This window comes from Lysinibacillus sp. FSL K6-3209 (assembly GCF_037976175.1).
Taxonomy (GTDB): Bacteria; Bacillota; Bacilli; order Bacillales_A; family Planococcaceae; genus Lysinibacillus; species Lysinibacillus sphaericus_D.
This window is the reverse complement of the sequence record NZ_CP150264.1, coordinates 2,714,308-2,726,793: the sequence shown is the minus strand read 5'-3', so window position 1 is coordinate 2,726,793 and position 12,486 is coordinate 2,714,308. Positions and strand designations below refer to the sequence as shown.

10 protein-coding genes are annotated in these 12,486 nt (G+C 36.5%); 7 read left to right on the top strand and 3 right to left on the bottom strand.

Features of this window, described 5'->3' with window-relative positions:
- Positions 1–100 precede the first annotated feature (100 nt).
- Positions 101–661 carry a helix-turn-helix domain-containing protein gene (locus tag MHH88_RS13195; protein ID WP_339258622.1) on the top strand — a complete coding sequence of 187 codons (561 nt, stop codon included), beginning with the start codon at positions 101–103 and terminating at the stop codon, positions 659–661.
- A 45-nt stretch (positions 662–706) separates the two neighbouring features.
- Here MHH88_RS13195 and MHH88_RS13190 read toward each other — a convergent pair whose 3' ends face one another.
- Positions 707–1,870, bottom strand: a complete 1,164-nt coding sequence (locus MHH88_RS13190) for a PLP-dependent aminotransferase family protein (protein WP_339258620.1) — start codon at positions 1,868–1,870, stop codon at positions 707–709.
- 148 nt (positions 1,871–2,018) lie between these two features.
- Here MHH88_RS13190 and MHH88_RS13185 point away from each other — a divergent pair, with 148 nt between their 5' ends.
- From MHH88_RS13185 to MHH88_RS13170, 4 genes are all read left to right on the top strand, one after another.
- On the top strand, positions 2,019–3,422 hold the full coding sequence (locus MHH88_RS13185) for a PLP-dependent aminotransferase family protein (RefSeq protein WP_069513126.1): 1,404 nt from the start codon (positions 2,019–2,021) through the stop codon (positions 3,420–3,422).
- 322 nt (positions 3,423–3,744) lie between these two features.
- On the top strand, positions 3,745–4,209 hold the full coding sequence (locus MHH88_RS13180) for an N-acetyltransferase (protein WP_339258618.1): 465 nt from the start codon (positions 3,745–3,747) through the stop codon (positions 4,207–4,209).
- Between the two features lie 23 nt (positions 4,210–4,232).
- Positions 4,233–5,420, top strand: a complete 1,188-nt coding sequence (gene argJ / locus MHH88_RS13175; protein WP_339258616.1) for a bifunctional glutamate N-acetyltransferase/amino-acid acetyltransferase ArgJ — start codon at positions 4,233–4,235, stop codon at positions 5,418–5,420.
- Between the two features lie 197 nt (positions 5,421–5,617).
- The gene (locus MHH88_RS13170) at positions 5,618–6,850 is read left to right on the top strand and encodes a DNA polymerase IV (protein WP_339258614.1); all 1,233 of its coding nucleotides are present in this window, start codon (positions 5,618–5,620) and stop codon (positions 6,848–6,850) included.
- A 39-nt stretch (positions 6,851–6,889) separates the two neighbouring features.
- Here MHH88_RS13170 and MHH88_RS13165 read toward each other — a convergent pair whose 3' ends face one another.
- On the bottom strand, positions 6,890–7,438 hold the full coding sequence (locus tag MHH88_RS13165; protein WP_339258612.1) for a GNAT family protein: 549 nt from the start codon (positions 7,436–7,438) through the stop codon (positions 6,890–6,892).
- Positions 7,439–7,635: 197 nt separating this feature from the next.
- On the opposite strand from MHH88_RS13165, the gene MHH88_RS13160 reads away from it, so the two are divergent.
- The gene (locus tag MHH88_RS13160) at positions 7,636–7,881 is read left to right on the top strand and encodes a YkuS family protein (RefSeq protein WP_024361120.1); all 246 of its coding nucleotides are present in this window, start codon (positions 7,636–7,638) and stop codon (positions 7,879–7,881) included.
- 178 nt (positions 7,882–8,059) lie between these two features.
- Positions 8,060–8,500 carry a GNAT family N-acetyltransferase gene (locus MHH88_RS13155; RefSeq protein WP_069513132.1) on the top strand — a complete coding sequence of 147 codons (441 nt, stop codon included), beginning with the start codon at positions 8,060–8,062 and terminating at the stop codon, positions 8,498–8,500.
- Positions 8,501–8,788: 288 nt separating this feature from the next.
- On the opposite strand, the gene MHH88_RS13150 is transcribed toward MHH88_RS13155, so the two are convergent.
- Positions 8,789–12,310: a S8 family peptidase gene (locus MHH88_RS13150; protein ID WP_339258609.1), complete on the bottom strand. Its 3,522-nt coding sequence runs from the start codon at positions 12,308–12,310 to the stop codon at positions 8,789–8,791.
- Positions 12,311–12,486: the final 176 nt, after the last annotated feature.

Sequence of the window (12,486 nt, the reverse complement as noted above, 5' to 3'; positions counted from 1 at the left end):
TATTTGTATGTTATAATGTCTGAAATAAACAATATAACGTCATACTTTTTATTATACTTTATGGTCGTTATATTGTACATTTTTTTAAGGGGTGCTTGTTTTGGAGGAAATTCATTTAATTTTCGCAAGAAATTTAAAAGCTATTCGAGAAAGAGAAAAACTTAGTTTAGAGAAAGTGTCTCAGCTCTGTGGCGTTAGTAAAACGATGATTGGGCAAATTGAAAGAGGCGAGTCTAGTCCAACGCTTACAACTATTTGGAAAATCGCAACAGGTTTAAAGGTTTCCTTTACGGCTCTTATCCATCAACCACAGTCGGAAACAGAAGTCGTGCTGAAAAAGGATATACAAGTATTATCAGAAGATAATGGGAAATATAGAGTGTATCCAAATTTTCCATTTCAAGAAGATAGTCGTTTTGAAATCTATACAATCGAGATTGATCAAGGTGGTCAATTAAGTGCTGAAGGTCATAAAGAAGGCACAGAAGAATTTATTACCGTTTTTGCAGGAGAATTAATGATTCGGGTCAATGACCATAACTACACATTAAAAAGTGGTGATTCCATCCGATTTAAAGCTGACAGACCGCATGACTATCGTAATGCAGGTGATACATTAACGAAGTTAGGCATGACCATCTCTTATCCGCATGAAAGATAAAAAATCGTATGACCGCTTATGGATAGCGTTCATACGATTTTTACATTATAAAATACTGCCTAAACGTTTAATACCTTCACGAATAATTTCTGGCGTTGCATTTGTATAGTTCAGACGCATCGTGTTAACACCTGTTTTAGATGTATAGAAAGGATCGCCAGGAACGAAAGCGACTTTTTGTTCCATTGCTTTGTTAAAGACATCCAATGCTGCAGCACCGTTATTCATTGTCGCCCAAATGAACATGCCGCCTTCTGGACGAGTGTATTCAACGTGCGCTGGGAAAAATTCCTGCATCGCATCTAGCATTGCATCAGATTGATTTTTATACAAAGTAATAATTTTTTTTACGTGCTCTGTATAATCATTATTTGCTAAGTAATCGTAAATCACATATTGAGAGAAAATGTTTGTGTGAAGGTCAGTCGCTTGCTTTGCTGTTTCAATATGTTTCATTAGCTCTTTGTTTTTTGTAATAATAAAGCCAAGGCGCATACCTGGTGTAACTGTTTTAGAGAAAGAACCTAGTAAAATACTATTTTCGAGTTTTCCGGCACCGATATAAGGAAGTGGTTCACCTTGGAAGCGTAATTCTCCATATGGATCATCTTCGATTAATGCTACATCGTATTTAGCAATTATGTCATATATTTGTTGACGTTTTTCTTTTGAATACGTAAGACCCGTTGGATTTTGGAAGTTAGGTACTGTATAGATGAATTTCACGTTTGGCTGCTGTAAAGCATTCTCTAATTCTTCTAAATTAAGGCCATCGTTTTCAAGGGTTACACCATAGAAATTAGGCTCACTTAATGTGAATGCTTGAATCGCGCCTAAATAGCCTGGTTCCTCAATGACAATGCCATCCCCTTTATTAATAAGTACTTTTCCAATCAGTTCAAGCGCTTGCTGTGAACCAGTTGTAATCAATATATCATCTGCGCTAATATCTAACCCATGAACACGCTTGTATTTAGCTGCGATGTATTCACGTAAAGGTGCATAGCCTTGTGTAGATGAATATTGGAATAATCGACTGCCATTTTCACTAATCGCATGGTCAACAGATGCTTTTAATGCATCGATTGGGAAAGAGATGGGGTTTGGTAGCCCGCCTGCAAAGGAAATGACATCCTCGGTATCCGTTACTTTCAAAATATTACGGATGAATGAAGATGGTGTGTTTAAGATTCTTTCAGAATATTGCATAATTTTATCGGTCCCTTTTTCTGATTTTTTAAAAATTATAGCATTGTAATCATTTGCATACAATATTATGATTGTATGCAAGACAATTATATATTGTATGCAAGACAATTATATATTGTATGCAAAGCCAAATGGAAGGGGTTAGAGCATGCCATTTAACTCATTTGATGAATACCCTATGAGCTGGAAGCCCAATATAAGCAATATTTCAGCGCCAATTTATATCGCAATTGCTGAGCAGTTAGAACAGGATATTAAAGAAGGCGTTTTATTGCCAGGGACCAAGTTGCCACCGCAACGCGAACTGGCTGATTTTTTAGATGTCAATTTAAGTACAATTACACGTGCGTTTAAGCTGTGCGGACAAAAGGGACTAATTTATGCATCGATCGGGAGTGGTACATTTGTTTCTTCTGATGCAGCGGCAAATAAAATTTTATTACCGACAAGCAATGCCGCTCATTTGATTGAATTAGGTTCGGTTTTACCAGATGCCTATGCGAATGAAGAAATAACACGTTATATGAAGAAAATGCTCAATGATTCTAATGTCAGCAAATTATTTCAATATGGTCGACCAGAAGGGAATGCATGGCAAACTGAAGCAGCAGCAAAACTTTTGGAAAAAGTTGGATTTCAAACGGATCAACCAATATTGCTTGGTGCAGGGGGTCAAAATGCAATTGTCGGCACATTAGCCGCTTTATTTCATCCCGGTGATCGTATTGGAACAGATCCCATTACATATGCAGGAATCAAAACGGCAGCTAATATGCTTGGTATTCAACTAGTAGCCATTCAGCAAAAAAATGGAGAGATGACAAAAGAAGGTTTATTGTATGCTTGTAAAAATGAACATATTAAAGGTCTTTATGTGATTCCAGATTTTCATAATCCTACGACCCATACGATGTCTGTTGAAACAAGAAAAATGATAGCAGAAGTGGCAAGGCAAAAAGGGTTGATCGTGATAGAGGACGCGATTTATAGCTTCTTGAAGGAGCAGCCATTAGCACCAATCGCCTTTTATGCACCGGAAAAGGTAGTGTATATTGCCAGCGTGTCCAAAACGATATCACCTGGTTTAAGGTTATCCTTTATTGTGACGCCTAGTGCATTAAGAAAGAAAATTATTGAAACACTATATAATATCAATATTTCGGTATCACCTGTAATGGTGGAGCTTACAGCAAGACTAATTCAAGATGGTGTTGCGCAAACGATATTAGAGAAACATCGCTTATATGCTAAACAACAAAATGCGCTGGTGAATCAGTATTTAGGGGAATACAATATTTTAGGTGATGCTGAGTGCATGTTTAGATGGCTTCTATTGCCTAAAAAATTTACTGGCGTGCAGTTTGAATTACTTGCCGCGAAAGCGGGCGTCCAAGTCTATGCAGCAGAACGTTTTGCAGTAGGCAATGCCAAACCAGTAAATGCTGTACGATTGGCAATTACGGCACCAGAAAATAGCACACAGCTTGAGCAAGCCTTAACGGTATTAAAGGAATTGCTTGAAAGTGATGGTGACTACGCGTTTGTAGATTAAAAGTGAATGAGTGGAAGGGAAAAGTGTTAGATTGCATGCAATCTAACACTTTTTTACTGTTGAGCGTAACAGTGGGGTTTCGCAAAGGTTTACCCGCGAATGAGAGACATTTACCCGCGTTTCGCAAAGGTTTACCCGCGAATGAGAGACATTTACCCGCGTTTTCCAAAGGTTTACCCGCGAATCACAAGGTTTACCCGCGAATCACAAACTTTTACCCGCGCTCCAAATATTCTGTGAATTTTCACAAAAACAAATTGCATTTTAAATCAGTTTAGTGCATATTTATAACATATTAATTTTTTAGAAGAAGGAGAAATCTATGAAAATATATAGTGCTACAACAGCTGATGTTATGCCTGTTTATGAATTAATCAAAATTTACGCAGATAAAGAGATTGTATTACCTCGTTCCTTATTATCAATTTATCAACAGTTACAGTGCTTGTATGTTGTCAAGGATAATCATAAGGTTGTTGGGGTAGCAGGATTACATGTATTAGGGCAAGATTTGGCAGAAGTTCGTTCCTTAGTTGTAGATCCAGATTACCAACAAAAAGGAATCGGTCGAATGTTAGTGGAACATATCATTCAGGAAAGTCCCAAATTAGGGGTGGAAAGATTAATATCTTTAACTTATCAAGTAAAGTTTTTTTCAAAACTAGGATTTCAAATTGTCAAAAGAGATGATTTGCCAGAAAAGGTTTGGACGGATTGCGTGAATTGCCCCAAAATTAATAATTGCGATGAAGTAGCGATGGTTAAATATTTAGAAACTGCAGACTAAAAGTTGAAAAGGAGGAAAAGGCAATGCAAGAACTAGGGAAAAAAGAAAATGATATGCAAACATTGATGCCGAAAGGATTTTATACTTGTGTGAAGAACCTCGGTATTAAAGATGAAACGCTAGACTTCACGGTTATTATGTCTTCTACTGTAGCAAACGCAGCTGCTATGTTTACGCAAAGTAAATTTTGTGGTGCACCTATCCTCATTGGTAAGGAAAATGTTGCGAACGGTAAATTACAATGTTTTGTCATTAACAGTAAAAATGCGAACGTCGCAACAGGGGAAGAAGGGATTCGTAATGTTCAAGAAATTGTCAACTTGGTCGCACACGAGTTAGCAATTGCACCTGAAAATATTTTACCTTCTTCAACTGGTGTAATTGGGCATCAATTACCGATGGATAAAATAAGAAATGGAATCATCAATCTTAAAGAACAGTTAGTAGAAGGAGGCTTAGAAAAATCAGCACAAGCAATTATGACGACAGATACTTATCCAAAATGTAAAATATGCAAAGTCGGTAATGCTACATTAGTTGGTATTGCAAAAGGTTCTGGTATGATAGAGCCGAATATGGCTACGATGTTATCTTACTTTGTGACAGATGCTGAAATTCCCGCCACGACTTTACAAACAATTTTTAAAGAAGCCGTCAATCATTCATTTAACATGGTTAGTGTCGATACCGATACGAGTACAAGTGACACAGTAGCCATTATGGCGAATGGATTAGCAGGGAAAGTGGATATCAAGCAATTTACTGAAGCGTTAAATAACATGAGCATTGACTTGGCAAAAGAAATTGCCCGTGATGGGGAAGGCGCTACAAAATTAGTTGAAGTCACTGTCAATGAGTCATCGAGCTTTGTACAAGCTAAAAAAGTAGCTAAAAGTATTGTGAATTCGCCACTCGTGAAAACTGCTATTTTTGGAAAAGATGCCAATTGGGGACGTATAGCTATGGCGATAGGTAAATGTGAAGATGAAGTTGAACTGAATCCTGAAAACATCTCCATCTATTTTGGTGAAACGTTAATTTATCAAGGGAAACCAATCGATTCCGTCGATTTATCTGTTATCCAAGATTATCTTGAGAATTCTGAAATCCAGATTAAAGTATCGCTCGGCTTAGGCAAGGAAGAAGCTACTGTATGGGGTTGTGATTTGTCCTATGACTATGTGAAAATTAATGGTTCCTATACAACATAAAATAACAGTGCAGCTATTGTGCAATCATTGTACATTACCTGCACTTTTTTTTGCCGCAAAAAAAGCAAGTCGGTGAAAAAAGGAACAAAAGTTCTTGTATGTGATAAACTATAGATAAAGTTTAAGTTGAAGGATTAGCATGACGAAGAAACGATACATTCTTTCTTTGTAGATAATAATTAATGAGGTGAAAGAAAATGCATAAAGGAAGAATTATTTTACATATTGACCTGAATTGCTTTTATGCCTCTGTGGAACAAATTTACGATCCCTCATTAAAAGGAAAACCAATCGCTATTGCAGGTAATCCAAAAGAGCGAAGAGGTATCGTGATTACATGTAGCTATGAAGCTAGAAAAAATGGTGTTTATACAACGATGAACGTCGGTGAGGCAAGAAGAAAATGTGCTGATTTAATTGTCCTTCCACCAAATTTTGAGCGATATCGAGCAGCTTCTAAAGCATTTTTTAACTTATTAAAAGAATATAGTGAAATTCTTCAACCAGTTTCTATTGATGAAGGGTATATGCAACTGCCTATGATAGAAGGGCAAAATGTAATGGAACTTATACAAAGCATACAAGATCGCATTTGGAACGAATTACAATTACCTTGTTCAATAGGTGTTGCACCGAATAAGTTTTTAGCGAAAATGGCAAGCGATATGAAAAAGCCGATGGGGATTACCATATTACGTAAGCGTGATGTGCCATCTATACTGTGGCCATTGAATGTCATAGAAATGCATGGAGTTGGGAAAAGTACAGCAGAGAAGTTGAAAAAGTTGGGTATACAAACAATTGGAGAATTAGCTGTGGCAGATGAACGGCTATTAAAGCAACAATTTGGCATCAATGGTTTTCGCATGAAACAGAAGGCGAATGGTGAGGATGATCGACCTGTTGATCCCGAAGCAATATATGATACGAAAAGTGTAGGGAACTCGACAACACTTTCGCACGATACGACCGATAGAAATGAATTATATAAACTAATTACTACACTTTCTGAAAAGGTAGCAGATCGTTTAAATGCTAAAAAACTGGCTGGCGTCACGGTGAGTATTTTAATTCGTACAGCTAATTGGAAAACCTATACGCGCAGTAAATCGGTTAACAATGCAATTTATTTAAAAGAGGATATTATTGAACATGCATGGAGCCTTTTTCAAAAACATTGGAATGAGGAGCCTGTCCGATTATTAGGCGTAACCATTTCAAATGTCAGCAATATGAAAGAAATGACACAACAATTAACATTTTTTAATTTTGAAGAGCATGTCAAAGAGGAGCCGATTTTAAAGGTAGTAGATGAGATGGAAGAACGATTTGGCAAAGGCATCATTAAACGAGGAGCAGATATTGCTAAGCGATCATCTTTTCAATCACAGACAAGCTTTAGTAAAGATTTTTTAGATGATCTTAAATAAGGTGCTTACGTTTTGTGACGTAAGCACCTAGTTTGCCCTTTATTCTTTTGGGTTAATAATTCCGTAAAAAACAATATCTTCAAATGTATTATTTTTATAAATATGATCTTTTAAAGTACCTTCATATTGCATACCACACTTTTCCATAATCTTTCCAGAAGCGGGATTTGATTTAAAATAGCGAGCATAAACACGATGATAGTTTTTCTCTGTAAATACAAAATCAATCAGTGCTTTAGCGGCTTCAGTTGCATAGCCATTGCCCCAATGTTCTTCACCGATCCAATAGGCAATTTCACCATTTTTATATTGTGGATGATTGGAAACACCGATTGCCCCGTATAACTGTCCGCTTTGTTTGTCTGTTATAGCGAATTCATACATAGTCTCCTGATCATAATGCTTTTCATGATTTGCAATCCATGTCAGCGCACATTCTAATGAATAAGGATAAGGTAAATTTAATGTGCTTTTATAGATATTATAATTATTACAATAATTGCTGACTGCTTGTGCATCTGATTCCTGAAATAGACGAAGCAGTAAGCGCTCTGTTTCTATTGTTTTGGCCGTTTTACTATAGATCATGTTTATCCTCCCATCCTGTTAGTGATTAAAGGTTAAAACTTTTTTACAGTATATCACACGGAATTGGATTATATGTATATTGTTAGGTGATTTTGTAGCTATCTGAAGCCTGTGTTATTTGTACATAATAAAATATGAAATAAGTGAATAATTAGGTAACCTATATGGCACATTAACATATAGGAGGTGGAAGAAGAATGTCTAAAATTATTGGTGTTGAACAATCTTTATCAAATGTAGAAGACGCTTTAAAAGCAAAAGGATATGAAGTGATTCAGCTTCGTAATGAAGCAGATGCAAAAAAATGTGATGCTTGCGTAATTACAGGACAAGATAGAGATGTGATGGGCATTAGTGATCCTATTATGGCAGGTCCTATTATTGATGCAGCTGGGCTTTCCGCTGATGAAGTAATACAACGTGTAGATCAATATTTCCATTAAAGAAAGGGTGCTATTTTTGAAGTCCTTCGTGACATCAAAGGTGGCACCTTTTGAATGTCTCATAATGCTAGTGAAGTCCTATTGATAATATCTTTATCCTTTCATTTCCTTTATAATAAACACTAGCTACATACATTTTTAAGACCATCAAGGGTAGACATAAGGGGAGAAGAATGAAATGGAAATACTTCACGCAACAATGGATGAATTAGAAGATGTAACAGTGTTATTTGATGAGTATCGGCAGTTTTATGGACTAGAATCAGATATTAGCAGTGCCAAAGCATTTATCCAATTACGGATGGCTTTAAAAGAATCCATTATTTTTATTGCTGTGGAAAATGGGAAATCAATAGGGTTTGCACAACTGTACCCAACGTTTTCTTCCATCGCATTACAGCGTGCCTATATACTTAATGATATCTACGTCACAGATGAAGCGAGAGGCCAAGGGGTAGGCAAAGCATTGATGGAAAAAGTGTTTCAATATTGTGAGCAGCAATCAGCACGTTATGTGACACTACAAACGGCTGCGGACAATGTACATGCCCGAAAATTATATGAAAATCTGAATATGAAACAAGATCAATATTGTAACTATGTAAAGTATTTTGGTTAGTAAAAAGAGAAAAAGTGTTAGATTGATGGCCATCAATCTAACACTTTTTTGCTGCGCCGTTGTTGTCCGCTTAGGCGGTGCTTTCCGCTCAGCACAGTAAGCCGCAACCTTCGCTAACGCATAGAATGCTCGCGTCTTACGCTGTGTGTGTTCTTCGCAGGAGGCACTACCTTCGCTACCAACAACTTGTTTTTCTTTCTAATTTATTATTCATTTTCTATATTTTTATATTAGCAAAAATTTATTTAAAAAAACTCTTTTGCTTTAAGGGAACAGAAAAAATGAGCTTTAATTTATTTCAAGTGTATACGGTTGCGTACTAGCTCGACCATTTGCTTCACTAACTTCTATATAATATGTTCCTGGTTCTAACGCGACAATACCTAGTTCGGCATCATCTGCCCCGTAATAATCGATGGTTTTTACTGTGCGTCCTTTTGCATCAATAATACGAATAACACCATCCAATCCTTTTTCGGTTAGTAAGGTAAACGTTACATTTCGCTTACTATGATTGAAAAATTCAAAATAATCTTTATCGCCAAATGGTACACTAGCATTTAAATATTGGCTAGCTACCCATTTATCGTCTTTTCTCGTTAGTGAAGATGGCTTTGTAGGTATACCATTGACTAATTTAGAATCCGCATCCTCATCATCCTTTTTATGGTCAAAGAGCGTTAAATTATATGGCTGAGTCGAAACTAAACCGTTATCAATTGTATTAACAGCAATAAAATAACCATAATCTTTTTTTACTTTAAATGAGGTATTTAGCGCGGATGTCCCTGATATACCGAGCAGCCTTTCAAAAAAGCTTTCACCTTGACCAAATGGAATTTCTGTTTGCATTTCATTGCCGTCAATTTGCTTATTACCATTAGTATCTTCAATGATAGAGCCCATAAATTTCAAATCTATTTGTAGCTCTCTTGGTAATGACGTTCCTTGCTTATTAGTATAGGGCTCGGAATTGATGAGAAGACTTAATACTGTATCTTCGCCCTGATGTTTGTAGTAGTAATAATTTGTATCATCATAAAAAACGAGTTTATTTTGATAGTTGGTACCAGATTCAATTGAACGGGCATTTTCAGCTGTATTGATTCCTTTATTTTGGTCTTGGGGAATTGCTGCAATTTTATTTGCTTTAAAAATATATGGTTCGGTAGAACGATCTCCGAAATTTAAGACTTTAGCAACATAAGTTTTGCCCTTTTTCAATGCAATTGTCTTGGGATCATTTTCATTGATTGTTATGCCGTATAGTCGTGAAATAATCGCTGGATCATTCGTTAATGAAGAAATTAGTTGCAATTCTTTCGTTTCCTCATCATATTCTAAAATACTACCAGTTGGTCTTTGATTTTTGCCTTTTTGAAGTTGGAAACTATAGATGGCATCTTCTTGTGGTGTGAAAATAAAATAATCAATATCCTCATCTGTTTGGAAGTATGCTTTGTACTCTTTACCAATCGTATATGGAATTGCATGCTCCAAAATTACTTTTGAGTCTTCTTCTTCATCAGATAATTCTATACTTGAAAATAGTTTTTTGTTAAAGTTCTGTTGACGTTTTTTTGTTTTAGATGGAGCAGGTGAAGAAGGATTATTTTCCTCGGCTTCTTGTGTTGGTTCAATTAATGGAAGACCATCTTCATCTTCAGGTAAATAAACGACTTCACCAGTTAATGTGTAAGGTATAATGGATTCGTTAATTCTATCGTTTTCTTCATTGTCAATGCCGCCGCTTAAGAACTTTAAGAAAGAATCGAATGAAGAATCGTTATCACTATTATTTGTAACGCTTAAGACATATTCTTCATCAGGCTCGACATCGACAATAAGACTAACTCCTTCGCCTTTTGATTTGCTGCTTAATGCAGAGATTGGGAGGCGTTCATCATCCTCTTCATCGTCACCTTGTTCTGAAGGTTCATGTTCAAAATCTCTTTTCAGATAAAGTTCTAAAGATGCAGTTACACCAGGGATACCAGATAAATCAAATTTCAACGTCGTTGGCTTTGAAACAGTGAATGTGAAATAGTCTTGGTCGCTCTCATGATCTTTAGAAAGCAGTGTATAGTTTTTTCCTTGTGTATTGAATGGGAATTTTTGTATCTCCACTGCTTGATCGATCGTCGTTAAATTATCAATTGGTAATGTGTTTGTTGTTTGAGCTGTAAATGTAAAGTAAGACTTGCCCTTTAAGCTATAGCCTCCATTATGGTCTTTTACACCAATAAGAAGTGTTCCTTGTTGCTCTGCTTTATATAGATAGCCCTCTTGTTGGTTCACGCGCACATCATTTACTTTAATCGGTTCTACATCGCCACTATAACCAGTAGGGTAGAAGTATAAATCAAATGCATAATCGTAATTTTCGGCACCTTTTAAAGATAATTGAGCATATTCATTCGCATTTAAATCAACCTTGTACCATTTTTTCTCTTCTGGAAGCCTAAACTCACCTTTTTCTGTATTTAGAACATTCTTTTTCAGTACTTTGGCGTTATTCAACCGTTGTTCTTTTGTTTCGTTATAGCGTTTAGGTAGATTATTAATATCAAATTGTAGCGCTTTAACAGGATCAACGAGACCATGTCCATACGTAAGGTCGTAGCCTGGTTCTCCTAAATCTTTAGCAGTCAATTCAAGAATAGCTTCTATTTCATAAGGCTTTAAATTCGGGTATTTAGATTTTAATAGTGCCGCTACACCTGCAACAACAGGTGATGCCATTGATGTCCCACTAAATATAGCAAAAGAAGATCCTTTTTTTTCATCATAAACGGTACTATAAATATCCTCACCTGGTGCAACGATGTCTACTGAAGGACCATAATTTGAGAAACTAGCTAATTTATTTTGTTCATTTGTAGCACCAACGCTAATAACACCTTCAAAAGAAGCAGGGAAGGAGTATCGATCGGTTGATTCATTGCCTGCAGCGGCTACAATGGTAATACCATTGTCAAGCGCTTTTTTTACAGCTTCCTCTATTAAAGGAGACTCGCCATAGCCACCAAGACTCATATTAATCACGTCTGCTTTTTGTTCGATGGCATAAAGAATACCTTGTGCAATGGCAAAGTCACTAGCGTCTTCTTGTCCGTTAAAGACGTCTATTGGCAGAATTTTGGCATTAGGAGATATCCCGTGCCCACCAATTCCATTATCTTTTGTTGCGCCAACAATGCCCGCGACATGCGTTCCGTGTGGATCAGCAACAGGAGAGTCGGCAGGTTTTACCGCATTATATGGTGGCAGTACTTGCGCTTGCAAATCGGGATGTTTATAGTCTACACCCGAATCGATAACGGCTACTTTTACATCATGATTGCCAGCTAATGCTAGTGCTTTATCAATTTCCAGTAGCTGCAAATGATACATATCTTTTTTCTTTGGATCTACAATAGTGTTAAAGGAATGATACTTGTAGCTTGGGGATACACTTTTTACGCCTTTTTGCTTGGCGTAGTAGGAAACAGCCTCTGTTAACGATTGTCCCTTTTTAAGTTGGATTACATCATAACCTAATGAAGGAATGGAGCGAATTACTTTTGCACCTATTTTACTATGTACGTTCTTAGCAAGACCCGAATGTTTGACGATAATCGTATTATCACTAATCCATTCGTTTCCTCCTGTTTGTTTGTTGAACTGCTTCGCTCCTTGTTTGTTGTTGCTAGCGAGCATAGTTTTCACTGATTCTGGGTTCTGTGGTGCTTCAGCAAAGGCAGAAGCAGCAGGAACCAGTAAGGCAGAACATGCTACGACAGCGATTGATTTCATCACCCAGTTTTTCAATTGTTTTTACCTCCTTAAAAAAATTATAAACTACAATATTTATAACGGATGGTAAAGAGAAAGGTTTCATACCACAATAAAATTTTTTTACAAGTTTTTTTGTTATAACTAGTATATTGGTTTATAAATAATTGTTTTATATGGTTTTTCGCATAAGTTATTGCTTGTTTTTTTGT